Annotated in this window: 19 protein-coding genes; 16 read left to right on the plus strand and 3 right to left on the minus strand. The window is 56.9% G+C overall.

Features of this window, described 5'->3' with window-relative positions; genetic code table 11:
• Window positions 1–2 precede the first annotated feature (2 nt).
• Window positions 3–3,221: a virulence factor SrfB gene (locus AC1RSM_RS08130; protein ID WP_492931224.1), complete on the minus strand. Its 3,219-nt coding sequence runs from the start codon at window positions 3,219–3,221 to the stop codon at window positions 3–5.
• 16 nt (window positions 3,222–3,237) lie between these two features.
• The gene (locus AC1RSM_RS08135) at window positions 3,238–4,725 is read right to left on the minus strand and encodes an SrfA family protein (RefSeq protein WP_492931226.1); all 1,488 of its coding nucleotides are present in this window, start codon (window positions 4,723–4,725) and stop codon (window positions 3,238–3,240) included.
• 494 nt (window positions 4,726–5,219) lie between these two features.
• On the opposite strand from AC1RSM_RS08135, the gene AC1RSM_RS08140 reads away from it, so the two are divergent.
• From AC1RSM_RS08140 to AC1RSM_RS08150, 3 genes are all read left to right on the plus strand, one after another.
• Window positions 5,220–7,310: a PhoX family protein gene (locus tag AC1RSM_RS08140; protein ID WP_492931228.1), complete on the plus strand. Its 2,091-nt coding sequence runs from the start codon at window positions 5,220–5,222 to the stop codon at window positions 7,308–7,310.
• 409 nt (window positions 7,311–7,719) lie between these two features.
• The gene (locus AC1RSM_RS08145) at window positions 7,720–8,796 is read left to right on the plus strand and encodes a FliC/FljB family flagellin (RefSeq protein WP_492931230.1); all 1,077 of its coding nucleotides are present in this window, start codon (window positions 7,720–7,722) and stop codon (window positions 8,794–8,796) included.
• Between the two features lie 159 nt (window positions 8,797–8,955).
• Window positions 8,956–12,108, plus strand: a complete 3,153-nt coding sequence (locus tag AC1RSM_RS08150) for an O-linked N-acetylglucosamine transferase, SPINDLY family protein (RefSeq protein WP_492931232.1) — start codon at window positions 8,956–8,958, stop codon at window positions 12,106–12,108.
• Window positions 12,109–12,564: 456 nt separating this feature from the next.
• On the opposite strand, the gene AC1RSM_RS08155 is transcribed toward AC1RSM_RS08150, so the two are convergent.
• On the minus strand, window positions 12,565–13,326 hold the full coding sequence (locus tag AC1RSM_RS08155) for an RNA polymerase sigma factor FliA (RefSeq protein WP_492931234.1): 762 nt from the start codon (window positions 13,324–13,326) through the stop codon (window positions 12,565–12,567).
• A gap of 227 nt (window positions 13,327–13,553) precedes the next feature.
• Between AC1RSM_RS08155 and AC1RSM_RS08160 the strand changes: the two genes are divergently transcribed.
• From AC1RSM_RS08160 to AC1RSM_RS08220, 13 genes are all read left to right on the plus strand, one after another.
• Window positions 13,554–13,955: a flagellar protein FlaG gene (locus AC1RSM_RS08160; protein ID WP_492931236.1), complete on the plus strand. Its 402-nt coding sequence runs from the start codon at window positions 13,554–13,556 to the stop codon at window positions 13,953–13,955.
• A gap of 89 nt (window positions 13,956–14,044) precedes the next feature.
• Window positions 14,045–15,433 (plus strand): flagellar filament capping protein FliD, encoded by a 1,389-nt coding sequence (gene fliD, locus AC1RSM_RS08165; protein ID WP_492931238.1) that lies wholly within the window; start codon window positions 14,045–14,047, stop codon window positions 15,431–15,433.
• Between the two features lie 6 nt (window positions 15,434–15,439).
• The gene (gene fliS / locus AC1RSM_RS08170) at window positions 15,440–15,871 is read left to right on the plus strand and encodes a flagellar export chaperone FliS (protein ID WP_492931240.1); all 432 of its coding nucleotides are present in this window, start codon (window positions 15,440–15,442) and stop codon (window positions 15,869–15,871) included.
• A 77-nt stretch (window positions 15,872–15,948) separates the two neighbouring features.
• The gene (locus tag AC1RSM_RS08175; RefSeq protein ID WP_492931242.1) at window positions 15,949–16,284 is read left to right on the plus strand and encodes a flagellar protein FliT; all 336 of its coding nucleotides are present in this window, start codon (window positions 15,949–15,951) and stop codon (window positions 16,282–16,284) included.
• Complete coding sequence (locus tag AC1RSM_RS08180; protein ID WP_492931244.1) at window positions 16,281–17,561, plus strand: flagellar hook-length control protein FliK; 1,281 nt, start codon at window positions 16,281–16,283, stop codon at window positions 17,559–17,561. Before AC1RSM_RS08175 ends, AC1RSM_RS08180 begins: the two co-directional genes overlap by 4 nt.
• Window positions 17,551–17,871: an EscU/YscU/HrcU family type III secretion system export apparatus switch protein gene (locus AC1RSM_RS08185; RefSeq protein ID WP_492931246.1), complete on the plus strand. Its 321-nt coding sequence runs from the start codon at window positions 17,551–17,553 to the stop codon at window positions 17,869–17,871. Before AC1RSM_RS08180 ends, AC1RSM_RS08185 begins: the two co-directional genes overlap by 11 nt.
• 143 nt (window positions 17,872–18,014) lie before the next feature.
• Window positions 18,015–18,350 carry a flagellar hook-basal body complex protein FliE gene (gene fliE / locus AC1RSM_RS08190; RefSeq protein ID WP_492931248.1) on the plus strand — a complete coding sequence of 112 codons (336 nt, stop codon included), beginning with the start codon at window positions 18,015–18,017 and terminating at the stop codon, window positions 18,348–18,350.
• 114 nt (window positions 18,351–18,464) lie between these two features.
• Window positions 18,465–20,198: a flagellar basal-body MS-ring/collar protein FliF gene (fliF, locus tag AC1RSM_RS08195; RefSeq protein ID WP_492931250.1), complete on the plus strand. Its 1,734-nt coding sequence runs from the start codon at window positions 18,465–18,467 to the stop codon at window positions 20,196–20,198.
• Window positions 20,185–21,195 carry a flagellar motor switch protein FliG gene (gene fliG / locus AC1RSM_RS08200; protein ID WP_492931500.1) on the plus strand — a complete coding sequence of 337 codons (1,011 nt, stop codon included), beginning with the start codon at window positions 20,185–20,187 and terminating at the stop codon, window positions 21,193–21,195. The genes fliF and fliG overlap by 14 nt, the downstream gene beginning before the upstream one ends.
• 82 nt (window positions 21,196–21,277) lie before the next feature.
• Window positions 21,278–22,018 carry a flagellar assembly protein FliH gene (gene fliH / locus AC1RSM_RS08205; protein WP_492931252.1) on the plus strand — a complete coding sequence of 247 codons (741 nt, stop codon included), beginning with the start codon at window positions 21,278–21,280 and terminating at the stop codon, window positions 22,016–22,018.
• Entirely contained in the window at window positions 22,019–23,458 is a 1,440-nt protein-coding gene (fliI, locus tag AC1RSM_RS08210; protein ID WP_492931254.1) for a flagellar protein export ATPase FliI, read from the plus strand. It begins immediately after the preceding gene.
• Window positions 23,459–23,460: 2 nt separating this feature from the next.
• Window positions 23,461–23,910, plus strand: coding sequence for a flagellar export protein FliJ (gene fliJ, locus AC1RSM_RS08215; RefSeq protein WP_492931256.1), 450 nt, complete (start codon window positions 23,461–23,463; stop codon window positions 23,908–23,910).
• A 12-nt stretch (window positions 23,911–23,922) separates the two neighbouring features.
• Window positions 23,923–25,278, plus strand: a complete 1,356-nt coding sequence (locus tag AC1RSM_RS08220; RefSeq protein WP_492931258.1) for a flagellar hook-length control protein FliK — start codon at window positions 23,923–23,925, stop codon at window positions 25,276–25,278.
• The last annotated feature ends 141 nt before the right edge of the window (window positions 25,279–25,419 follow it).

Raw genomic sequence — 25,419 nt, forward strand, 5'->3', positions numbered from 1 at the left:
CTTCATTTGAGCACTACGCTCCCGCTATCGAGCCAATATGGAGAATCACCCAGGCCGGCTTCCAGCATGGTGTTCAGCTGAATCCGGACGGGTTTGGGGATGGAGCCCGTCAGTTTGAAATCACGCGGTGCCGAGCGACGTACTTCCAGGCGATCGCTGATCATGCGGCGACCTTGCTTGTCACGCACTTTTTGATTGACCTGCAAGCTCACTTCCATGGCGGGCAACTGGCCATCATCATCTGGTGCATCGGCCATCTGGCGACGCACGCGTTCGTTCAAGTGCAGGTAATACAAAGGCGAGGCGGGCCAGCGTTCCACATCCAACTGCCTATAGCCCAGACGCAGATAGCTGCCCTGCATCAAGAGGTGATAGCCGTCCGAGTCTTCACTGCTGATGCTCTCCAGCGTCACCACTTCTTCGCGGGTATCCGGGTCTTGTTGCAGCACGTCTTTATAGACAATGTCCTGATCCTTGATCTGATTATTGGAGTCAATAATCCCGATATGACGCAGGGTGGAACGGGGCCGCAGATTCGATACTTTGAAATTGAACTGGTCAATATTCATGTTGTAGCAAAGCAGGCACAGCATGGCACCGACCGAGGCCGTGCTCTTGGGATCATCAATACGACCATTGGTATGGAAGGGATACCAACTGCCCGTGCGGTAATTATGCAAAGGCAATAGTCGCGCCGGGGACACGGGCATTTGCGAGCGCACATAGGCTTGCACACCAGGAAGACGCGAAGGACGCCCCGCCATCAGCACAATGTCGCAATCGTAGTAGTTCAACACTTCGCAAAAGGCACGCAGTGGATCGTTGATGTTCAAAGAACCACTGACCAGGCCCTGATGCAAATGCGCCAGATCGAAACCTTGCTCTACCTTGTCCAGTTCAAAATCAACTTTATGGCCCGTATGCTTGTGCAACTCTTCCTGCACGTACTGCACCACTTTGCTGGATACGCGGGGCAGCGCATCAGCCGACCCGGCAGAGGCGTGGGACAGAGGCGCATTGCTCTGGTCGCCCTGCAAATGCTCAAACTCCAGCAAGTCGCCCCAAGGCAGGGACTGGACGGCACGTGCATCCTCGTGCGGATCATACGCTTCGTAGCGCTTCAAAAACTCCAGCCCCAAAGGCACAAACACTTGCAAGGCCAGTTGCTGACGCAAAATAGCTTTATCCGCATCGGCTTTTTCATTGCCGCACAAGCGCGACAGGAAAACATCCGTATCCTGGACACCGGCATGGCTCAAGGCATCTTCCAGCACGGGCAGAACGTAGCGCTGAATCACGTCCAGCAAGATATCGTCCCCCGCAACGCGGAAGCTGTCACGAAAACGCTGCTTGGGCGAGATGGTCAGGTTGCTGCCACTGCCTGCACCCGCCGGACGGCGTAAGGTGTAATCGCTGATGACGATATCCGTGGTCCCGCCACCAATATCAATAATGCCCAACGTCAGGGTTTCCCGATCCTCTTTGTACGGAGCGGCGACGGCATCAAAAAACTCGTCCGCATGGCCCGCAAAGTTCTGTGTGATTTCAGTAAACAGGTAGACCAATTGCGAGCTGGTGGCCTCGTCCCATTCCACCCGGAACTCAGGCAAGGGAACGCGCAAATTTTCCGGCAACTTAGCGGACTCGGACAGTTCCAGACCGTAAGGGTCTTCTTCGCCTCGGTACCAATCCAGGCTGGTCCAGAGCAGACCAATAGCCTGGCGCAGACGCTCGGCCAAAAGACTGCGCTCTACCAAAGGCATGCCCGGCGGCACCGTCAATACGATATTGCTCAGGCGACGCGGCTTGTTGGAGTGCCCCTGGCGTACCCGCTGCGCAGGGCTGTTGATTTGCAGCAGCGCTTGGGCCAACACCTCGGTCAGCATGAAGGTCATGACCGAGCTACGTGAATAAAAGGGTTCAAACACCGGCAAGCGGTCGTCTTCGTCCAGGGTGTACAGCGCCTCACCGCGCTCGTCGATATGCAAAGAGAACGGCGCTGCCAAAGCACGCGGCTCGGCATCCGAGCGATCGTACTGCTGGCTGAAACGCCAGCCGTGCTTGTATTCGTTTTCGTCCCACAAGTAACGCTTGGGGCTGGACAGGCCTGTCGTGCCCTCGGTGCCTCGACGGCGCGCGGCTAGGCGTGCGGCTTCGTCGCCAACACGTACCAGCGTGGGCCAGGAAAAGGCGGTAGGACGGCCACTTTTCAGTGACAGGTGATTCTTGCCAAAGTCTGTCTGCGCGAATTCCACACGGCTTTCAAACGGTTTGCTATAGACCTGATGCGGGTGCGATAAGTCACGCAATTGCAGCACATAGTTTTGCCGCAAGCCCGAATCGTCCTGGCCGTGGTTTTCAATCAGAATGCCGCAGGTACGGGAGTTACCCACGTCCAGCACCAGATCGACTGGAATAACTTGTTCGCTTTGCCAGTTAGCAGCCAGCACCTTGATATCGGGCAAACGCACCCAAGCTTCCGAACGCCCATCCACACATTCGTGGGGCGGCGCAAACAGGCTCAACAGGTTCAAGAAATGCAGCTGCGCAGAGCGCAAGGCCGTGACATCTTCGCCAAAGTCGATATTGCGCGTTTTATTGACGTTGTCTTTATAGACTTCCAGCAACCATTCCTGCACCCAGTCCCGGTTCAGGAACCAGTCCATATGGGCGCTGTCGCAGGCAATGCGGAACAAAGCACCGGCATTGATGTCTTCACGCAAAGGGGCCAGGTAGGCCGCGCCTTCCGTCAAATCCACCACGCTGGTATCGCAGGCAACAGTGATACGGTGAGTATTGCCATCGCGATCGGGCGTTTCCAGACGCACCACGCGCAAGCGGCTCCAACTGGCCGGGCCATTGTCAAAACGATGCGGAGCGACAAAGCGCACATAAGGCACGGGCAGCCACAAACCATCGAACAGGTCCAGCGTGCGGGCTAGCGAAACATCACATTCCTGATCATTGCGCGCGCCCCCCTGATACACCCCCACCTCGCCTTCAGGCTGGTGAAACAGGGTTTGTTCCTGACCGAACTGCAAGCCTTCAAAAAGGAAGCGCCAGTTCTGGCCATTGGTGCTGAAGAAAGAATGGTTCAAGGCACCCAGCTTCTTGCTGCCCAAAGTGGGAGCATTGATGTCAAAACCGAAGTCCATGAACTGGACTCCGGTGTTCTCAATCAAGGTAACCAAGCCATCGTGTTTGAGTAATTCAGGCAACATAAGGTTCAAGCACTCATCATTCGGATTGCTGCAAGATCAAAGGGAAGGCATCAGAGCCATACATGCCCGCACATTGGGCGGCCGCGCCTGGGGCACCAGGATCACACACGATCTTGGGCATATCGTAGGCAGCATTATCAGTACATTTAGCGGCGGCATTGGCATTCAAGACCAGACGGCCTTGCTCGGCCACCGCCGAAACGGGAGCTTCACACTGAACCCCGTCACCACGTTTAATCTGGACATTGCCTGCACCGTCTTTCAGTTGGTATTGCAACTGCACAGGTTTACCCGTCTGGCTGTCTTGCACACCCATGCGGGCAGCCCACTGGCCGTTCAAGAAATCCATTTTGCCGGACTGTAAGGCGTCAGGCGGTACGACCAAGGAACCAGGGGCACCAGCCGGCGAGGCTGGGGCCGCAGGATCGGCCGGATTGGCATCTGGCGCGGCAGGTGGAGTTCCTGGATCAGCAGGCGGCGCAGCTGGATCTTGTGGCAGCTCGGGCGGCGCAGGATTAGCGCCGGGGTCACCTGCAGGATTTGCCGGATCGCCCGGCATCGCGGGAGAGCCGGGCTCCGAAGCAGGACCGGCGTCCGGAGCAGTCGGTGTACCCAGGCCGGGCGGCTCTACCCCCGCCCCAGCGCCAGTTGCGCCAGGAGCCACAGGTACAGTCCCTCCAGGGACCAAGGCCGTGCCATCGACACGCCCACCCGGCACCAGCACGCCTGTATCCAGTGCTGAAGGCGTCCAACCTAACCAATTACGCAATTTCTCCGGCACATAGCCGCTCAGGCTGGTGGCCACAGGTCCTAAAGTCGCACCGGGAAGCGTGGGTGCCGTGCACCAACGCAAGCCAAACAAGAGCAAAGCCAATAGCAGCAGCAACGCCAGCAAGCGCCACCACCAGCGAGACCACCAACTGGCCGCCACTGGCACGACTACTGGTGCCACAGGCGCCACGGGTGGGACAGGAGGAGGCACCGCCGCCGCAACAGGAACTGGCTTGGGGACGGGCATCAACGGTAATAAGGGGTTTTGAGTCTGATCCGCACCGTGATGCTGAAAGCCCCAGAAGGTCAGAACCGGTTTGCCGTTGACCAGATAAACAAAATGTTCATCTGGAAAATACAGGACACGGCGCAGCAAGCTGGAAAACAAGGCCTTGTCTCCAAGCACTTCTTTATCTTGCTCATCCTGTTCGGAGGCAGGCGCCATCTTGTCCAACTGGGCTTGAAACGCCTTGAGCTGCTTCAAGCCTTCTTCGCGTTCTTGTTCGGTGGCCGCAGTCCAGGGCACAACCTGCCCGGAGATGGGGCTGTACCAATCCAGCGTGGAGCCGGTTTCATTACTTTGAGGAATCGCCAGGTGGTCGGCAAAACCGCCTGCCCGACGACGCAAGGCTTCTCGCAACTGTAAAGCAGAGCGAAATACCGGTCGGCCTCCTTCACCTAAAGCCATAAAAGCGTCGGCACGGCCACTGCGCAGTAAAACCCCTTGCTTCATTGAGTTCCCGATGAAAAAAAGGAACATAGTACATCAAATAGTAAGCCTCAAAGCCTCTGAAAAACGCCCATTCACAGGGCGTACAGAATAAAGAAAGGCCAGTTTGAACCTTAAAAGAAGCTGAAAGAACACCAACGACAAAAAAGGGCTTAGAGCCCTGATATTAAATAGATAGATAAAAAACGAAGCGCAATTTGAACAAGAATTTTTAAAACTGTACGGAACTGTACAGAAAATAAAAAACAGGTTCTTTGAAACTCTTATGCACTGATTTTTTTAATCAAAATTCATCTAGCGAAACACAGCTGCCCGCGGCTGTAGCGGGCCTGCAAAAACCTTCCCCCCGCTGATCTCACTGGCCAGAAACAGCGGCATACAGCCCCCCTGAAAAAGGAGCCAGCACGCTCTTTCAGCTAGCTGTCATAGTCCTTTCACCTTCACCCCCTAGCATTGCTCATACCTTTCACCACCCCGCCTTGGCGCTAATCATCACTATGAGCAAATCTATCTCCGACAAGACTGTGCGCAACCTCAGTCAGAACACCCCTTTTAGTGAAATTCTGGAAAAGAGCCTGACTCGCCGCGCCATGATGCGTGGTGGTTTGGCGGCCGCACTGGCCACCATGACCAGTTTCAGCCTTGCAGGCTGTGACAGCAGCAGCACGGGGGGTGATTACACTCCCGATGACGGCGGCCAAACACCCAAGCCAAACCCGGACCCCGACCCACCGGCCAGCGTCAAACTGGGTTTTGACTCCCTGCCCACCTCCATGACCGATGGCTGCGTGGTGCCCAAGGGCTATATCGCCCACGTGCTGGCACCATGGGGAACCCCCATCAATGACAATGCCCTGCCCTGGGACAAAAACGGCAATAACAGCTCCAACGATCTGCTCAACTCCATGGGCATGCACCATGACGGCATGCATTTCTTCCCATTGGAAGGCAGCTCCACCGAGGGCCTGCTGGCCGTTAACCACGAATACATCGACGAAAACGCCCTGCACCCGAATGGGCCAACGGTGGTCAAGGGCAAGCGTCCCGCCGAAGAGGTGCGCAAGGAAATCAACGCGCATGGTGTGGCCATCATCCATATCCGTCGTGAAAACGGTCACTGGAACATCGTCAATAACTCGCGCTACAACCGCCGCTTTACCTCCGCCACAGCCATGAAACTGGCTGGCCCCATCAGCGGCACGGACTGGACCAAGACGCCGTTTTCACCCAATGGCACGCAGGTACGTGGCACCAATAACAACTGCGGCAACGGAACGACGCCCTGGGGCACGTACATTACGGCCGAAGAAAACTGGGCCGCCTGCTTTGTGAACACGGGCACACGCCCCGCGCATCAGTTGCGTGTTGGCGTGTCCGCCGGCCCAACAGGACGCTACCTGTGGGAAACCGCCGCTAAAGACCCATCGGAAGTACTGGGCGAATTCGCACGCTTTAACGTGACCGAAACCGGCTCCAGCGCGTCAGAGGACTGGCGCAACGAAGTAAACGGCTTTGGCTACCTGGTCGAGATCGATCCTTACGACCCCACAAGCATTGCGACCAAACGCAGCTCCATGGGCCGCTTTGCCCACGAAGGCTGCGCCTACAGCAAACCCGAAGCGGGCAAGCCCCTGGCCTTTTACAGCGGCGATGACTCGCGCTTTGAATACGTGTACCGCTTCGTCTCTGACGCAGTCTGGGACCCAAAAGATGCCCAGCGCACGGACCGCCTGGCAGTGGGGGCCAAGTATCTGGACAAAGGCACACTGTATGTTGCCCGCTTTAACGAAGATGGTTCCGGCGAATGGCTGGCCTTGACCGGTAGCACTAAAGGCAAAAATGGTCGCACACTAGCCGATGAGTTTGGCGGCCTGGACGCCATCTTGATCAATACCCGCGGTGCGGCCGACTTCGTAGGGGCCACGCCCATGGACCGCCCGGAATGGACCGCCACCCACCCCAGAAACGGTGACATCTATCTGACGCTGACCAATAACACCAGCCGCAACGCCTCCTCCGGCACCAACCCGGCCAACCCGCGCTTGAACAACGTCAACGGTCACATCATCCGCTGGCACGATGAAGCCGGCTCCAACAACTTCAAATGGGATATTTTTGTATTCGGCTCCGACGCAGGAGCGGATGCCGACACCAACCGCTCGGGACTGACGGACTTGAACCAACTGGCCAGCCCGGACGGTCTGGGCTTTGATAGCCGTGGCATTTTGTGGATTCAGACGGACAACGGTATCGACGGCGGACGTAAAAACAATGTGGCCCGGGCGACTAACGACCAGATGCTGGCCGTTATCCCCGGCGCATTGGCAGACAGCACGGGCACCGGCCCGGCCATCAATGCCAGCAACCAGGCCGATTTGCGCCGCTTCTTCGTGGGCCCGAACGAAGCTGAAATCACCGGTTTTTCCATGACGCCAGACCACACCAGCCTGTTCCTGAACATTCAGCACCCGGTGAACTGGCCGGCCTACAGCACCCAAGACGCTACTGTCTCCAGCATGGATACAGTGCGTCCCCGTTCTTCCACCGTAGTGATCCAACGCGCCGATGGCGGCCCGATCGCGGTGTAAGCAAGAGTGCATGGGCGGGTTTGAGAGATTAATCCGCTGTATTAAGTAAAGCCAGAACAGGGGCCATCTACGGATGGCCCCTGTTCTTAACGCAGCGCCGGCCCACTCAATCCGTCTGCAAACAGGCGATTTCAAACAGCAAGCGACCCGCTTTGTTAAACGGCAGCCCCTGTAAGATTGCTATTCAAACACGCGTTAAACCGCGATTTTCAAGGTTTCAGGGCTAAAAACAGAAAATTTTCCTGTCTGCCCCTAAAGACTTTTTAGCCCCCTCCGTTAATGCTGGTGTACAGGAAGAACGCAGCGTGTCGAATACGCGATTACCCCGTGTGGGGCGAGCAGAAAGTCAACGCTTTCCTGGGCAAAGGGCGAAACCGTTTCGCCGCTCTACTCAACATTGGGAGTTACCATGGCTGTTATCAACACCAATTACCTAGCTCAGGTTTCGCAGAACAACCTGAACAAATCTCAGAACTCGCTGGGCACCGCTATTGAGCGCCTGTCCTCCGGCCTGCGTATCAACAGCGCTAAAGACGACGCCGCCGGTCAGGCTATTGCCAACCGCTTCACTTCCAACGTGAACGGCTTGACTCAAGCTTCCCGCAACGCCAACGACGGTATCTCTATCGCTCAGACAACCGAAGGTTCGCTGAACGAAATCAACAACAACTTGCAGCGCATCCGTACTCTGAGCGTGCAAGCTACAACCGGCACCAACTCCGACACCGACTTGGATTCGATTCAGGCTGAAATCAACCAGCGTCTGGCCGAAATCAACCGTGTTTCCGAGCAAACTCAGTTCAACGGTGTGAAAGTTCTGGCCAAAGACCAGTCCTTGGCTATCCAAGTTGGCGCTAACGACGGCGAAACCATCTCGGTTAACCTGAAGCAAATCGACTCCGAAACTCTGAATCTGAAAGATCTGGACGTTTCCAAGCTGGCCAAGAAATTCGACGCTACCAAGTTCGAAATGAAAGCCGCTGCGGGCACCACCAGCAACCCCATTCCTGCTCAAATGGGTAACGCCAACACTCTGGTGACTGCAACTGGCGGTGGTTCCGTCATGACTCAGACCACCGGTGCAACTTCCACCAACTACATCCTGCACGAAGGCAAGGTGTACGCTGCTGGTACCGTTACTGCCAACGCTACTGCCAACACGATCTCCGTGGCTCGCGGCGCTGAAGTGACCGACAAAGAGACTCTGTCTCTGGTTGCTCCTCTGGCATCGATCGACGCCGCCATCCAAGACGTGGACAACCTGCGTTCCGACCTGGGTGCTGTGCAGAACCGTTTCGAGTCCACCATCGCCAACCTGAACAACACGGTTACTAACCTGTCTGCTTCGCGTTCGCGTATTGAAGACGCCGACTACGCAGTCGAAGTCTCCAACATGACTCGTGCTCAAATCCTGCAACAAGCTGGTACATCGGTTCTGGCCCAGGCCAACCAAGTTCCACAAACGGTTCTGTCGCTGCTGCGTTAATTTAGCCGCTACACACCGGGCCGCCAGGTTTAACTTGTCGGCCAGTTGCACGAAAACCGGATATTGCCTGCAATATCCGGTTTTTTTTGGGCCAAAGACCTGAAAATCCGGCTTATTTCACGCATTGCCCTCCCCGCCCGACCGGTATGCTAGCCAGATTTGAACGAGACTTCAGCTCCCTATCACGCCATGTCCTCCTCTGACCGCTCAGTGTCCCCTGATACGCGCTACCAAGACGCCCTCCAGCAATTTAATGGCAGCCAGTTCTCTGCCGCCATTTCGATTTTGGACGAGCTGCTTGCCCAACACCCCGATCATCAGGCCAGCCTGTCGCTCATCATCAAGGCGCTGATCAACGAACAACGCCCCCTGGATGCCCGCAGCTACCTGCCCCAACTCAAAATAAAGAAAGATCTGGCAGCCCGGGATCTCGCAGTGGACGTCTACGTAGCCTGCCGGGACTACACCGCAGCCCAAGCCTTGCTTGAAGAAGAAATAAAACAAAAACCCAGTGCGATCGCCCTGTTCAAACTGGCCGAGCTACATGCAAAGCGCGGCGACCTGGATAGTTCACGCAAGCTGCTGCGCCAAGCCCATCGTCAGGACCCGAAAAACGATCTGATTCTGGGCAAAGTCATTACCGACGAGCATTTCAACCCCAATCTGGATCTAGCGACTATTCGCCAACTGCAGCAAGACTGGCAAAAACGGTTCGCCTACACCCTGCATTCAGCAGCGGATACCCGTCGTATCCCTAACCGCACCTTGCGCATCGGCCTGCTATCCGATGGTTTTAGCAACCACCCAGTTACTCGCATGACCAGTGGTTCGCTAACGCGCCTGTCCAAAAAAGAATTCAAGCTGTATGCCTACAGCAGCACGGACAAGCCCGACGACCTGACCGAACAGTTGCGCGGGCACTGCCACGCCTGGCGCGAAACGGCTGCCTTGAGCGATGAGCAACTGAACCAACAAATCCGCCGTGACCGGATTGATATTCTGATCGACATGAGCGGCTATCACAAAGGCACTCGCCTGCGCATGCTGTCCATGAAGCCCGCTCCGCTTATCGTGAAATGGGTAGGCGGGTTGAACAACTCCATGGGTTTGGACTACATCGACTACTTGATTTCGGACCGCTTTGAAAGTCCGGAAGGTACAGACGCAGACTACACAGAAAAGCTGATTCGCATGCCCAACGGCTACATCAGCTACATGCCCCCCTTCTACGTGCCTGAAGTCGGCCCGGCCCCCCTGACGGAAAATGGCTACATAACCTTTGGCTGCTTTAATAACGCCAACAAGATTAATGAGCCCACCATCCAGGCCTGGGCCGCGATTTTGACAGCGGTGCCCAATTCCCGTCTCTTGCTAAAAGGCTCTTTGTACGAAGGCGAAGAGTTCAAGCAAAAAATCCAGAAAGGCTTTCAAGCGCAAGGCATTGATCCCGAACGCCTGGAATTCGAGGGTCAATCCAATCACCGCAAACTGCTCAGAACGTATAACCGCGTCGACATTACCCTTGACCCCTGGCCCTTCTCGGGTGGCCTGACTACGCTGGAATCCATGTTGATGGGTGCCCCAGTCGTTACCCTGCCCGGCCCCACCTTTGCCAGCCGCCACTCCACCAGCCATATCAGCAATGCCGGCTATCCTCAGTTGGTTGCCCAATCCTGGGATCATTACGTGTCATTGGCCTGCATGCTGGCTGAAGACCATGCATTGCTGGCGTCCTTGCGCAGTGAAATGCGCCAGATTTTTCTGAACTCCCCAGTCTGCGATCACGAGTCTTTTGCCCAATCCTTACGCCAGGCCTTGCGCGCCATCTGGCAGCGTCATTGCGACGGAGCCTTGCCAGCGGCACTTAGCATCCAGGCAGATCACCAGCTCCGTTTTGAGGATCAAGAAAGTGCGCGCCTTGCAGTACCTTTGCAAGAGGCGAATGGCGAACAAGACTTCAAATTCGAGCTGCGGCACCCTGTGGTCGTCATCGATCATGGCGCACGCTTGATTCAGGACGCCAAGTTCGAACAGCTCTATGCGACCGGAGCGGTGCATCTAATTTGCTTTGATCCCGCAGCAATCACTCAGGACCTGCTTCTGCCCTTGAATCGCAATCGCTTGCAGATCGTCCAGCAAGCAGTGCTGGGACATGGTGGCGCCGTCAATTTCCAGGCCCGCATGGACAATCAGCAAAGCGGCACCCTGCCACCCGTCATCAATGCCAGCCAGGAGCTGACCCAGTTTGACCTGCCCTCTATTCGTCTGGATGATCTGGAGCGGGACGCCCCTATTGACTGGTTGATGCTAGCCGACAACTACGACAATCACGCCCTGCTCGCCCATGCCAGCCGCAGCCTGGAACAGACCTTGCTTGTCTCAATCAAAGTTCATTTCGCACCGGGTGATGCCCGGCAATTGGACTTATCACAGGCTCGGGACCTGCTCGCGCCGCATGGCCTGGAGTTCTACACACTCATGGCTTTTGACTGCGAGAGCGGCTACACCGACGAGCAGCTCAGGAACAGCCACAGCGGCAGCCGGACCCATTCGGCTATTGCGGTATTTTTGCCGCGTGACACACATGCCCTTCCCATCGACCGCCTGGAAAAGCTGGCCTTTATTCTGCACGCCTACTTTGGGGCTCACGACTATGCGCAGCGCTTGCTGACGCAGCACCAGCACCCCAAAGCAGAGGAATACCTGAAGCAGGCCCGCTTGCGCAACCTGCCCAGCATGACAATTCCTGACATCCCGGCTATGACCAGCGCCGAGATCGAGTTTTTCGAGTCCTGCCTGGATAAGGCTCAACACTATTACGAGTTCGGCAGTGGCGGCTCCACCAAGCTGGCGGCCAGCATGGGCTTGAACGTCCATGGAGTTGAAAGCGACCGCCGCTGGCTGGAGCAACTGCAATCTGAGGTGGGCGATGCCTGCCAGGTCAATCACGTGGATATCGGCCCCACTAAAGAATGGGGCTACCCCGTGGATTTGCGTGCGGCGGATCAATTCCCCAATTACAGCCGCTCCATCCACACCCAGGATCTGCCCTTTGATCTGATCCTGGTGGATGGCCGCTTCCGTGTTGCCAGCACCCTGGAGAGCATCGACTACGTAATGGACAAGGGAGATCCAGCCTCTGCACGGATCTTCATCCATGACTTTTGGAACCGGGAGTTCTACAAACCGGTATTGGAGTTTCTGGACGCTGAAAAAACCGTTGAAACCGCTGGCTTGTTCAAAATCAAGGCCAACATCAACCGAGATCAACTCAAGAAGGTGAAAACAGCCTTCCAGCAAGACTACCGTTAAAACAAATTTGGCCTCTTTTACAGCGAAGCTGTAAAAGAGGCCAAATTCTTAATCAATCTGCACTCGACACTGTATACACCAAGCAATAACCCAGCTTGAACAACTTGATTTTGTAGCCAATGCCTGCTGTTAGCCCCCTCGCAAAGCAGAGCCCGGCACATGCGGGGCATCTAAGCGTTTGCGTATCAGGCTTGAGCTCAGGGCTGCTCAAGATCCACCTGGACCACAACAGTATTTTTTACTGCCAGCCGTCGACACACCAAGTCATCCAGGTCTCGGTTAGCCATTTCCTCAACCAATTCCTCAAACAAGCGCGGAATCACCATATAAAAAGCGGGCCGATTATGGCTCAGCATGGGTACCGGTTTTTTCCCGCCGTACGCAAAGACAGGAGCATTGAGAAAAACGCCTGTTTGGCCACAGAAAGGAAAAAAGCCTAAACCCAAAACCGCCGGTTTATAGAAGAACCTGAAACTCCGCGCTATCGGAGATGGCGTCCCACTGATCTTTAGCCAAGCTGGCACGAATGCGGGCTACGGCCTGGCTACGTAATTGGGAAACGCGCCCTTCGGTCACACCCAACACCAGAGCAATTTCTTTTTGGTTCAAATCTTGCTCAAACTGCAATGCGAACAGCAGTTTTTCCCGTTCCGGCAGTTGGTCAATGGCAGTGATCAACGCCTGCCGCAAGCCCTGAGAGGTCAAGAGGTTCAGCGGATTATCAAAGTACGCCTGTTCACGGGTGCTGTCTTCCAGAAACTCCAGCGCATCGGCTGACGGATCTGAATGACGCTTCAGGTCTTCGTAGTGGATGACCTGAACCCCAACGGCCTCATCCAGCAGCTCGTAGTAATCATCCATGCTCAAGGACAGTGCCTGGGCAATTTCCGGCTCGCTAGGTTCGCGCAGCAACTGCTGGCGCAAGGCACTGACAGCCACTTCAATCTGACGAGCCTTGGTGCGAACACTGCGCGGCAACCAGTCCTGGCTGCGCAGCTCGTCCAGCATGGCGCCCCGAATGCGGGTGACGGCATAAGTTTCAAACTGAGCCTCGGCCACCACTTGGTAGCGGCGTACCGCATCCAGCAAACCCATCATGCCGGCCTGCATCAGATCATCCAACTCGACACTGGGAGGCAGGCGCGACACGAGCTGGAGCGCTTGACGGCGCACCAAGGGGGCGTACTGCTCAACCAGGACGTCTTCAGAACAAGGCATGGACTGGCGCGAATCCGGACAATATAGATTGAGCTATTTTGCCTGCGCACCTAGCCGGACAGTCCCCAAATTAAACAGTCTTTCGCCATCCTATTCAGGCTTTACAAGGATCAAACAGAAAATAACTCCTAAAGATACGCGCCTGCATGCCGTAATTGAAACGTTACAGGTGCCAAGCCCTGCCCGACTTTATTGGCCTGCCACCAAGTCCCTTCTGGAGTGATGTCATGATCAGCTCAGTTTCATCTCAAACGACGGCCTTGGTGCCCCTGGCTTCCCCTGTGGAGCAAAACCCCGGCACCCCGACACCGTCGGCGGCCACAACGGTCACCCCCGTCAAAGAAAGCGGTACCGATACCCAGCTGCAGCAACGCTGGCCAGACAAGCGTGAACCCATCCCTGGGGTGGTCAATACGCTGGACGACACCCTGGACCAGATCAACAATTCCTTGCAAGCCTGGTCTACCGGCATTCGTTTCAATATGGATGACGAGGCCCAGCGCCTGGTTGTGTCTATTGTGGACAACTCAACGGGCGAAGTGCTGCGCACGGTGCCTTCCGACGCGGTGATTCAGATCGCCAAAATGATCGTTCAGTTGCAGGGCAACGCGATCAGCGTGAAGGTATAAAAACCAAACTAGCATCGAAACTTCCCATTGACATGGGCTTTGCGCGCGGCACATTCGCGACAAAATAGGACACTACAGGAGTATTTGATATGGCTATTTCTGCAATTGGCGTAGGTTCAGGCCTGAAGCTGGACGAACTGCTGGAAGATCTGCGCAAAACGGAAAAGAAGAGCCTTGCCGTCATTCAGAACCGTCAGGTTGCCAATACCAACAAGATTTCGGCCTACGGTCAACTCAAGAGCAGCCTGGCAGAGCTGCAAACAGCCGCCGGGACGCTGAACTCGGAAGATTCGTTTGGCGCGGTCAAAGTGGCCTCCAATAGCGAAAACATCAAAGTGACCGGCTCCTCCAAAGCGGCTCCTGGTCAATACGTTATCAAAGTTGATAATCTGGCGACCCGCCAGACATTGACGGCCTCGGCTCACGAGTCACGTGATACGGCAATCGGCGAAGGCGGAAAAATCACCGTTCGCCTTGCCAATGGCAAAGAACACACGCTGGACATGCAGGGCAAAGACACGTCCATGCAAGGCATAATGAACGCCATCAATGCCGACGAAGAGCTGGGCATGAAAGCCACCATTATCAACACTGGCGACCCCGACGAGCCTTACCGCTTGCAGTTGTCCGCGGGTGCAACTGGCGAAGCAGCCTCGATCAGCTCCATTAGCGTGGACGGCAATGATGATTTGGCCGACATGCTCACCTTTGATGCAGCCGACCCAGCAGCCAGTGGCTTTGAGCAGACTAAAGCGCTCAATGCCAAGTTGACGGTCAATGGCATTGTCATCACCAGCCAGAGCAACACGCTGAAAAACACGATTGAAGGTCTGGAAATCACGCTGACCAAAGCCAGTGACGACCCGATCAATGTGGAAGTCACGAAAGACGATGCCGCAGCCACCAACGCAATTAAAGATTATGTGGCGGCCTACAACAAGTTCAACAAAGCCGTTCGCGCCCTGACCGCCTACAACGTTGACTTGAAACAAGGCTCTGCCCTGACGGGTGATTCCATGGCACGTGAAGCTCACAATGCCATGCGTGATGCCACTCTGGGATACGTTCCTGGCGAAGGTGAAATCCGCTCTCTGGTCGGCTTGGGCATCAATATCGACCCCAAAACGGGCGATCTGCAGCTGGACGAGAAAAAGCTGAACGAGGTCTTGAAGACCAATATGGCGGACGTCAAGAATATGTTTGTGGGCGATAACAGCATTGCTGGTCGTGTACATTCCGCCGCAGACGACTTCATCAAAAAAGGTGGCCGCATTGACGGCGCCCAGGAAGGCGCCGAAAAAGTAGGCAAGCAACTGCAAGATCAGTTCGATGCCGCTGACCTGCGTATCGAGAACAAGATGGAAGCCTACCGCAAGCAATTCGTCCAGCTGGACGTCATGATCAACCGCATGCAAGGCACCAGTAACTATTTGAGCCAGCAGTTATCCATGCTGGGCAATATGAACAACAGCAAGTAAACCCTTATGAGCTATCCTGCCCCTTCCCGTCGTTTTGGACAACAATCGGCACGGACCTACGCACAAGTAGGCCTGGAAACCGAGGTGCTCAGCGCCAGCCCGGAACACTTGATTACCCTGTTATTTAACGGTGCGCGCACAGCTATATTGCAAGCCCGCCTACATATGGAACAGGGCAATGTTGCGGGGCGGGGGCAGTCATTATCCAAGGCCATCGATATTGTCGATAGCGGCCTGAAAATGGCCGTCGATACCGAAAAGGGCGGAGAGCTGGCTCGCAATCTCGTCGCAACCTACGATTTGATTTTGCAAAACCTGATGCTGGCCAATCTTCGCAATGATGCGGAAAAGCTGACACTGGCCGAACGTATGTTGACCAATATTGCCGATGCCTGGCGCAGCAATGTTGATAAGCAACGTGCCAAGCAGCCAGCCTGACTCCGGGGCTCGCAGGTCGGTATTCGTACCGGCCGGCACCTCCAACCTCCTTTGCGCCTTTAGCGCCTGGTATGAACATGAGCGATACCCCTAGCCCAATCGTCGATCAATATCAAATTATCGCCAGCATTACCCGTCATATGCTGGAGCTAGCCCAAACGGCACGTTGGGAGGATGTGTTCGAACAATCCGAACACTATCAACTGGCCGTGGAAAAGCTCAAGAATATGGAAGACTTGTCCGTGACGGAAAAACAGGCACGTCGCCACCTGCTGACCCAAATCCTGGAAGATGATGCGCAGATCCGCCATCTGGCCATGCCCGAATTGAGCCGCCTGGGTGCGCTGCTGGGCAATATGAAGCGTCAGCAAACTGTATTGCAAGCGTATTACAGCCCTAGCGTCCATCCATGAGCATAGGCGGCCCCTCTCCCCTGGGGACGCTGCTTATTCAGCGGCTTGATGCTGTCCTGGGTATCAGCACTTCACAGCAGAGCAATATTGCGACCGGCGCCCGCCCGGACGCCATCAGCCAGACACCGGGCGCTCAGCGCCCGGATCGCGCAGAAAACCAGACCGCGAGAGATCAACGCCAAAGCGTAGACCAAGCCCGTGCCCATACTCAGGGCCGTGATAGCCGCAATCTGCGCACCCAAAGCGGCCAGACCTCCACCGATCCCGCACTAGGTTCACGCGGCCCCAATACGGCCAGCACCAGTTCGGCTCCCACCACGTTGGGGCGTACGGCACAACTGATTCTGGCCTTGCTGGAACGCTTTCCTGATCGGGCCCCTGCCGTGCAAGGTCGTCAGCCCTTATTGAGCGGCAACCTGAAAGCACAGGCCGAGGGCGCTGACTCGGGCCGGCCAGCCGCAGAGAGCAGCACAAGCAGCAGAGCCGGAACCGCGCAGACCAATGCCAGCACGATAGCCACTTTGGCGCAGCAAAGGCTGCCCTTGCCTGGAAGCACCACCGGCACGAGCGGCAATACTAGCTCTGCCGCAAGTTCTACCGCTGGCACCGGTGCAGCGGGCGCCAGTCATCCCGCCGGTACGGCTGCAGCCGGAACAGCTGCGGGTAATGCCTTACCTACCAGTAGCACCGCCGCCCTTGCCCAACATTTCACTCAGGCTCTGCCACAGGCTCTGCAACACAGCGGTCTGTTCTATGAGTCTCATTTAAGTGATCTGCACTTTGGGCAACGCAGCGCGGCCGAGCTCGCTCAAGAGCCCCAAAACCTGAATCGTCCCGCCAGTGCCGAGATCACCACAACGACCACCAGCCCAAACAGTAATACCCACGCTGCGCCCCAAGACCCCGCCCAGGCCATGCTGGTGCGCCAGCAACTGGACACCTTGGCCCACCAAAGCTTGCAGTGGCAAGGTCAGGCCTGGCCCGAGGCCGAGATGGACTGGACTGTAGAGCGACATCCAGCCCAATCGGAAGACGAAACCGAGCACTGGTCCAGCACCTTGCAACTGGATTTGCCCACACTGGGACCCATTACTTTGCGGCTGAATTTGTTGAATCAGCAATTGTTGGTTCACATCCAGTCCGATCAGTCTGCCCCTTATCTGGACGAAAACAGCTTGCCGCTACGCGAACGACTGCAAAATCAAGGTCTGGTGTTGAGCCAATTGCAGATTGAAGCCGAATCCACTTTGCCGCAGGAACCGTCCGATGAGCCCTGACTCCACCGGCCATCGCCCACAGGCTCTGGCACTGCGCTATGACCCCAAGGACGGAGCCCCCCGTGTCGTTGCCAAAGGCTATGGCACCTTGGCTGAGAAAATTGTCGAGACGGCACGCGAGCACGGCCTGTACGTGCACGAGTCCCCCGAGCTGGTAGGTCTGCTCATGCAGGTGGATCTGGATCGTCACATCCCTGCTCAGCTATACCAGGCAGTGGCCGAATTACTGGCCTGGCTCTACGCACTTGAACAGGGCCATCCCCAGGCCACACAAGCCTTAGAAGCGCTGCACGACGCCCCAAAACCCTGAGCGTCCTATTTCATAAGGGCTGAAAAGCCCCTGTTTTTGGCGATAGATACCCTGCTTAGTCTGCTGCGCCAGACGTTACATTAAGCACGGCAAGCTGCCTGCACCTGTGCGCGCGGCCCATCCTGACTTTCTGGCAAGCAAATATGTCGATCTCCAATCTTTCCAGCATTGAAAACCTGTTGTCCCAGATGCGTGCAGTCGCTCAAGCAGCGGGGGCAAGCAGTTCTGTGTCCTCTTCTGCCAGCAGTGCTGCCCCAGGTGGCTTTGCTGCCGAACTGGCTCGCTCTTTGAACCGGGTATCCCAGGCTCAGAACGCCGCCAATACGCAAGCACAAGCCTTTGAAATGGGCGAACCCGGGATCTCTTTGAATGATGTGATGATTGACCTGCAAAAAGCCAGCGTTGGCTTTCAGGCCACCGTCCAGGTACGCAACCGCTTAGTGGCCGCCTACCAAGAAATTGCCAGTATGCCGGTGTAAAGAGCCTGATTCGTTCATGCCCACCGCCCCTTTCCTCTTGCTGCCTGAGCCCGTCCTGATTTGAACTCCCCTGATTCCATGCAGAACCCCGCCTCTGCCTCACCAAGGTCACCCATGAGTCAGACAGCACAGTTGCTGAACAAACTTCCTGGCTACGACGCGATTCGCGCACTCCCCAAAGTGGTGCTGATCGGGCTAGGTGCCGCGCTGATTGCTCTGATTGTCGCCCTCTTGATGTGGGGCCGCGGCCCTACTTACCAGGTTCTGTTCTCCAATCTGGACGACCGCGATGGGGGTGCTATTGTCTCGGCCTTGGGCCAGATGAACGTACCCTACCAGTTCAACAGCACTGGTACCGCCATTCTGGTTCCCCAGGATCGCGTGCACGATATACGCATGCAAATGGCCTCCCAGGGTTTACCCCGCGCTGGCAATGCCGGTTTCGAGCTGCTGGACCAGAGCCGATTCGGTGCCAGCCAATTTACGGAACAGGTCACGTATCAACGCGCCCTGGAAGGTGAGCTGGCTAACTCCATCAAGGCCGTGCATGCCGTCAAGGAAGCACGCGTTCACTTGGCCATGCCGCGCGAAACCTTGTTTGTGCGCGATCGCCAGTCCCCAACGGCTTCCGTGGTTTTGTCGCTGTATCCGGGCCGGGACCTGAGCGAAGGCCAGGTATCGGCCATCAGCTGGCTGATTTCTTCCAGCGTGCCCAATCTGAATGCCGACAAAGTCTCCATCATTGATCAGAATGGCCGTTTGCTGACAGCGCCGACTGGCGAGATGGGTGCTGACAATCAGCAGCGTAACTTTGTAAACGACATTGAATACCGTGCGGTCCAGCGTATTTTGACGTTGCTGAACCCCTTGGTGGGCGCAGGCAATGTACGTGCCCAGGTAACGGCAGAGGTTGATTTCTCGCGTCGCGAACACACCTCCGAGGTCTACAAGCCCAATCAGCAACCAGGCCAGGCCGCTGTGCGCAGCCAGCAAACCAGTTCATCCTTGCAGCGCAACCCGCAGCAGCCACAGGGTGTGCCCGGTGCCTTGAGCAACCAGGCTCCTGCCAATGCCACAGCCAATCTGGTCAACCCGCCCGCTGCGCCGAATCAGCCTCAGCAGCCGGATGCGCCTGCCGGCGCCCAGACCGCCACAGCACAGGCTGCCGACAACACAACAGCCAGCGCAGCCGCCAGCAATGATCCTTCCCTGGTATCACTGGCCGAACAGGCCCGCCTGCTGCAAAACACCGGCAATGCGCGTAATGACTCCACCGTTAACTACGAAGTGGACCGCACCATCAGCCACGTCAAAGGTCCCTTGGGGCAACTGAGCCGCCTGTCTGTGGCCGTGGTGGTGAACTACCGCAGTACCGATAAAGACAATGAGCCGCTGGCCCAGGAAGAACTGGACAAGATCAGCGACTTGGTCAAACAAGCCGTCGGCTACTCAGCTGACCGAGGCGATAGCCTGAGCGTGGTGAACGGTCAGTTCAACGAGCAAGGCGATATTGATACCCCCTTCTGGAAAAATCCGGAGTACCGCGAGCTCGCCATGGAACTGGTTAAGTATCTGGTCTTTGCATTCATTCTGTTTATGGCATGGCGCATCGTCATCAACCCCATCATTCAAGGCCTGATTCAGGCCAAGGCGGTGGCGGACGCCCGTGTTGAACGTCAAAAAGAAGAATCGGCACGTGAACAGGCCGCCGAACAGCGCGCTGCTGAAATGAGCCGCTACGAAGAGAACCTGAACACCGCCCGCACGATGGCTCACGATGACCCACGCGCAGTGGCTATGGTGCTGCGCTCCTGGTTGAACAAAGATGAAAAAAATGAAAACGGCTAAACCGGACGATTCCATCGAACGCAGTGCTATTTTGATGATGTCCTTGGGGGAAGATGCCGCCGCAGAGGTGTTTCGTCATCTCTCGCCACGTGAAGTGCAGCAACTCAGTACCGCGATGGCGTCCTTGAAACAGTTGACCCGTGCCGATATGGACGAGGCGCTGGAGAGCTTTCGCCAGGAGGCCGACCAGTTCATGGCAGTCGCCCTGGACTCCAACGCCTATATCCGCTCGGTACTGACCAAAGCCCTGGGTTCAGATCGCGCTGCCGGCCTGATCGAGGACTTGCTGGAAAACGGCGACGGCGCCAGCAGTGGCATCGATGCGCTGAACTGGCTAGATGCCTCCAGCGTGGCCGAGCTGATTGCCGACGAGCACCCACAGATTATTGCCACCATTCTGGTGCACCTGGAGCGCGACCGCGCAGCCGACATTCTGGGGCATATCCCCGAGCGTTTGCGCGACGATGTGGTCTTGCGTATTGCTACCTTTGGCGGCGTACAACCGACTGCGCTGAACGAGCTGACTGAAGTTCTGAACTCCATGCTGTCTGGCCAAGGCGCCAAACGCAGCAAGATGGGTGGTCCACGTACGGCTGCAGAAATGCTGAACTACATGAACGCCAGCCTGGAAGAATCGGTACTGACCAGCCTGCGCAGCATGGATGCCGACCTGACCCAGCGCATCGTGGACGAAATGTTCGTGTTCGAGAACCTGGCCGATGTGGAAGATATCGCCATCCAGCTGCTGCTCAAAGAAATCGAGACTTCTGCACTGACGATTGCACTGAAGGGTGCGCCCGAAGAGCTGCGCGACAAGTTCTTCCGCAATATGTCCAACCGTGCCGCCGAAATGCTGCGCGAGGACATCGATGCGCAAGGCCCGATCCGCATGTCCAAGGTGGAACAGGAACAAAAAGCCATTGTGCAAGTGGCCCGTCGTCTGGCCGAAGCTGGCCAGATTACGTTGGGCGGCTTGAGCGGGGACGAGTATGTCTAACGCAGCCTTGTCTGCCCACTCGTCCAACGCCCAGCGCCGGCTCACTAAGCCAGGCGGCTTTCACACGAGCCGGAGCTTGTAAATGTCCGGCCATCGTAAAGTCTCCGCCTACTCTGACCTTCAGGAAAGCTGGAGCCGCTGGCAAATGCAGGGGCTGGATGATCCCGTCCTGCCCAGCGAACCGGAAGAACCCGAGTTTGTTCCGCCCACGGACGAAGAACTGCAACGGCAGTTGGACGACCAGCGCGCACAGGCTCAAGAGGCCGGGCACACCGAAGGCTACCAAGCCGGTTTCAATCAAGGCCATGCGGCTGGTTTGAAAGCAGGCCAGGAAAGCGGACACACTCAAGGCTATGAAGCGGGTGTGGCAGCAGGCATGGCCAAGGCCCAAGAACAAATTGATCAGTACATCCAGGAATTCGTGGCACTGAACCGCAATTGCGCCCAGGCCATTGACACCATGGACCAAGAGTTGGGGCAATCGCTGATACAGCTGGCCACTCGCATTGCCGAACACGTGCTGCACAGCACCATCAAGGCCGAGCCCGCTCGTATTCGTGATCTGGTCGCGGAGGTGCTGCGCAGTGACCCAGGTGACACCAGCGCCTTGGAGATCACCCTGAACCCGGACGATATCAGTCTGGTGCGTGAATTTCTGATCGAACAAGGCGAGCCACGTGCCTGGCGCTTGCAAGAAGATTCCCAGCTGCAACGTGGTGAATGCCGTGTCCGTTCCAGCTACGGCGACATTGATGCCACCTTTGCCACCCGCTGGAAACGCGCCCTGGCCAGCCTGGGTTTGCCAAGTACGCAGGAGCCATAAATGGCAACGCCCCTGGCTTCCTCCCCCGAACGCTGGCGTGCCCAAATGCTGTCCGCACAGCAGCGGGTACAAGCTATTGAACCTACCTTACGCAGTGGCCGGGTGATCCGCGCTACTGGACTGGTTCTGGAAGCAACGGGCTTGAAATTAGCGGTGGGCGCTGCCTGCAAAGTGGAATTGTCTGCCGCGCAAAACATCTGGGCCGAAGCTGAGGTCGTTGGCTTTGAAGGTCGATCCCTGTACCTGATGCCCTTGAGCGAAATCTCTGGTCTGCCTCCCGGTGCACGAGTGGTACCGGTGGAAGCGCAATTGCAGCCGCCGGTTTCCTTGCCCGACACGGATCAACCTGACAGCGTGCCCGTGCAGGCACGCTCCCGACACGTCCCAGTTGGCCCTGGTTTGCTGGGCCGAGTCGTTGATGGCAGTGGCAATCCGCTGGACGGTCTGGGACCCATTGATGCTAATTCTTGCGTATCACTCAGCCACACCACCCCAAATCCGCTGAAACGCAGCCCCATCGACACCGTGCTGGACGTGGGCGTACGCGCCATCAACGGCCTGCTGACAGTCGGTCGCGGCCAACGCATGGGCCTGTTTGCTGGCTCGGGCGTAGGTAAGAGTGTGCTGCTGGGCATGATGGCCCGCTATACCCAGGCCGACATTATTGTGGTGGGCCTGATCGGCGAGCGGGGCCGGGAAGTCAAAGAATTCATCGAACACAACTTGGGTGAGGAAGGCCTGAAACGCTCGGTGGTGGTTGCCGCCCCGGCGGACGTTTCCCCCCTGCTCCGTTTGCAAGGCGCGGTCTACGCCACCCGCCTGGCCGAGTTTTTCCGTGATGAAGGCAAGAATGTGCTGCTCATCATGGATTCGCTGACCCGCTATGCCATGGCCCAGCGTGAAATCGCCCTGGCTATTGGCGAGCCACCGGCCACGAAGGGCTATCCCCCTTCCGTCTTTGCCAAGTTGCCGGCATTGGTCGAGCGCGCGGGGAACGGCGAACCCAATGCCCAGGGACGGTCCGGTTCGATTACCGCTTTTTACACCGTGCTGACCGAAGGCGATGACCAGCAAGACCCGATTGCCGATTCGGCCCGCGCCATTTTGGACGGCCACATCGTGCTCTCGCGCAGTCTGGCCGAAACCGGCCACTACCCTGCCATTGATATCGAAGCCTCGATCTCGCGGGTCATGCCCAGCATTGTGGATCCGGAACAAATCAAGCTGGTACACCGCTTCAAGGGCTTGCTCTCCAGCTATCAACGCAACCGGGATCTGATTGCCGTGGGTGCCTACACGCGGGGCAATGATCCGGCCATTGACTTGGCCATTGACCGTTACCCCTGGCTGGAAGCCTATCTGCGCCAGGGCATGCAGCAACGTGTGGACGTTCCACGCGCCTTTGACGAGTTGAATGCCGTTCTTAATAGCGAGCAATAGACATGAAAGCCAACGCTTCTTTACATACGCTGGTTGATCTGAGCCAGAACAAGGTGGACGAAGCCGCCCGCGAGCTGCAGGAACTACGTAACCAGCGCGATGCTGCCCAATCCCAGCTGGAAATGTTGCAAACCTATCGTCAAGACTATGCCCAGCGCCTGCTGGATGTGGGCCAAACGGGGGTAACGATGGCGAACTATCACAATTTCCGCCGCTTTATCGTGACATTGGATCAGGCCATTACCCAGCAAAATACGGTTATCCAATCGCTGGAAGACAAAATGGAGCAAGGACGCCAAGCTTGGTACGGCCATCAGCAACGCTTGAAGGCGTATGAAACCTTGATTGACCGCCGTCTCCAAACCCAGCAAGTGCAGCAACAAAGAATGGAACAACGCAGCAGCGATGAAATTGCTGCGCGTCTTTTTATCCGTAGCCAGACCGCCTATTAAGCAAGCGCCGCCATGACTTCGCCCACTCTTTCGGTTTTACCCGCGGCTCCCGCTGCGCCCCAAGCTCCCGTGAGCACGACAACGGGGCCTGCAGCTGCGCATGCGCCCAAAGAAGAAGGCTTTGCCCAGCATCTGCACAATCAGCAGCAGCATGTGCAAAGCAAAGCGGGGCAGAAAACACCAGCAGCCAAGCAAAACACCCAGGAAGCAGCAGCGCCCGTAGACGGCACCAAGCAGGCTGAATCCGTGGCTGAGCTGGCAGAGCAAGTTGATCTGGACGCTTTAAGCCAAGATCCGGCGGCCTTGCTGATCGCTGCCGACATAGACACCGAAGAAGCACTGGAAGCTCAGGCGGACAGCGGCCTGCCCGCGGTGGCCTTGTCGATTCTGTCGCAAGTGCAAGCCATTAAAAATGGCAAAGCAGACCCCAAGACAGCTCCGAATGATGCCAAGCTGAACCTGGCTCACGTGTCCACTCGTCAGAACCTGGCCTCGGAATTGAACAGCTCCCAGCGCCAAATTCAGACTGGCCCTGTGCAAGCCGCTGAAACCGATAGCAAATTTGACCTTAGCGCTGAACTGGCCTTGCCCAAAGCCATGGACAGCAACAATCCGCTGGCAGCAACACCCGCCCGTAAAGCCGTTTCGAATGCAGCGCTGTCCTTGAATGGCAGCGCCGCCCAAGCAGTGGCTGCTACCCATGCAGCATCGTCGCAGGCTCGTTTTGCCGATGAAGCCGCTGCTTCACTGGCCGCTTTTGGCCGACAAATGGCCGAAAATGCGCGCGCAGGCACGAACCTGAACCTGCCCGCTCTGGATGCCGGTTTGCTGGCCCAACTGAGCGCGACACCCGGCGTTTCTGCCCAGGCCCCCAGCCCAGCCATTCTGCCCGGCCCCATGAGCCTGACCCTTGCAACGCCGGTGCAATCGCCCGAATGGGGCGCAGCGCTGGGGCGTCAGCTGATTACGCTGGCTCAACAAGCCCAAGGCGGCATTCAAAGTGCCGATATTCGCCTGGACCCGCCCGAACTGGGCCCCTTGCGCATTACCTTGCAAATGCAAGATGGCATCACCCACGCCATGATTACCTCCCCTCACGCGCAGGTGCGTCAGGCGCTGGAGCAGTCTTTGCAGCAACTTCAGCAGCAGCTTGCCGACAACGGTCTGACTCTTGGCCAGGCAGATGTGGGCGACCAGCACGCCTCACACCAGGCTTTCCAAGAACAATTGGCCGCCCGCAGCAATAAGGGTGATCAACCCGCCTTCAGCCTGAACGGCCACGGCGGCCTGGATGAGGGCAGCCAGTTGGCAGGCAGCACCGTTACCCGTGTGCTGGACCCCAATGCCCTTGTTGATACCTTTGCTTGATTCAAGGTCCCACATCTAGCCCGGCAAAAAGCATGATTAAGCTCGAAAAGCAGCGTCTATTCGCCGGGCCTGTCCTGTCTTACCTCCGGCACAATAGCTCAGGCATGCAGTCAGGCTCAGGCCCGACATGCGTTTGTCTGT

The organism is Alcaligenes sp. GW821-FHT11D07 (assembly GCF_058808495.1).

Excerpts from the sequence above, each read along its gene's own strand:
- fliI (WP_492931254.1), top strand. The coding sequence starts at position 22,019 with ATGGCAACGCCCCTGGCTTCCTCCCCCGAACGCTGGCGTGCCCAAATG.
- AC1RSM_RS08160 (WP_492931236.1), top strand. The coding sequence starts at position 13,554 with ATGATCAGCTCAGTTTCATCTCAAACGACGGCCTTGGTGCCCCTGGCT.
- fliD (WP_492931238.1), top strand. The coding sequence starts at position 14,045 with ATGGCTATTTCTGCAATTGGCGTAGGTTCAGGCCTGAAGCTGGACGAA.
- fliE (WP_492931248.1), top strand. The coding sequence starts at position 18,015 with ATGTCGATCTCCAATCTTTCCAGCATTGAAAACCTGTTGTCCCAGATG.
- fliG (WP_492931500.1), top strand. The coding sequence starts at position 20,185 with ATGAAAACGGCTAAACCGGACGATTCCATCGAACGCAGTGCTATTTTG.
- AC1RSM_RS08145 (WP_492931230.1), top strand. The coding sequence starts at position 7,720 with ATGGCTGTTATCAACACCAATTACCTAGCTCAGGTTTCGCAGAACAAC.
- AC1RSM_RS08135 (WP_492931226.1), bottom strand. The coding sequence starts at position 4,725 with ATGAAGCAAGGGGTTTTACTGCGCAGTGGCCGTGCCGACGCTTTTATG.
- AC1RSM_RS08175 (WP_492931242.1), top strand. The coding sequence starts at position 15,949 with ATGAGCGATACCCCTAGCCCAATCGTCGATCAATATCAAATTATCGCC.
- AC1RSM_RS08180 (WP_492931244.1), top strand. The coding sequence starts at position 16,281 with ATGAGCATAGGCGGCCCCTCTCCCCTGGGGACGCTGCTTATTCAGCGG.
- fliJ (WP_492931256.1), top strand. The coding sequence starts at position 23,461 with ATGAAAGCCAACGCTTCTTTACATACGCTGGTTGATCTGAGCCAGAAC.
- AC1RSM_RS08220 (WP_492931258.1), top strand. The coding sequence starts at position 23,923 with ATGACTTCGCCCACTCTTTCGGTTTTACCCGCGGCTCCCGCTGCGCCC.
- AC1RSM_RS08185 (WP_492931246.1), top strand. The coding sequence starts at position 17,551 with ATGAGCCCTGACTCCACCGGCCATCGCCCACAGGCTCTGGCACTGCGC.
- fliS (WP_492931240.1), top strand. The coding sequence starts at position 15,440 with ATGAGCTATCCTGCCCCTTCCCGTCGTTTTGGACAACAATCGGCACGG.
- AC1RSM_RS08155 (WP_492931234.1), bottom strand. The coding sequence starts at position 13,326 with ATGCCTTGTTCTGAAGACGTCCTGGTTGAGCAGTACGCCCCCTTGGTG.
- AC1RSM_RS08140 (WP_492931228.1), top strand. The coding sequence starts at position 5,220 with ATGAGCAAATCTATCTCCGACAAGACTGTGCGCAACCTCAGTCAGAAC.
- fliF (WP_492931250.1), top strand. The coding sequence starts at position 18,465 with ATGAGTCAGACAGCACAGTTGCTGAACAAACTTCCTGGCTACGACGCG.
- fliH (WP_492931252.1), top strand. The coding sequence starts at position 21,278 with ATGTCCGGCCATCGTAAAGTCTCCGCCTACTCTGACCTTCAGGAAAGC.
- AC1RSM_RS08130 (WP_492931224.1), bottom strand. The coding sequence starts at position 3,221 with ATGTTGCCTGAATTACTCAAACACGATGGCTTGGTTACCTTGATTGAG.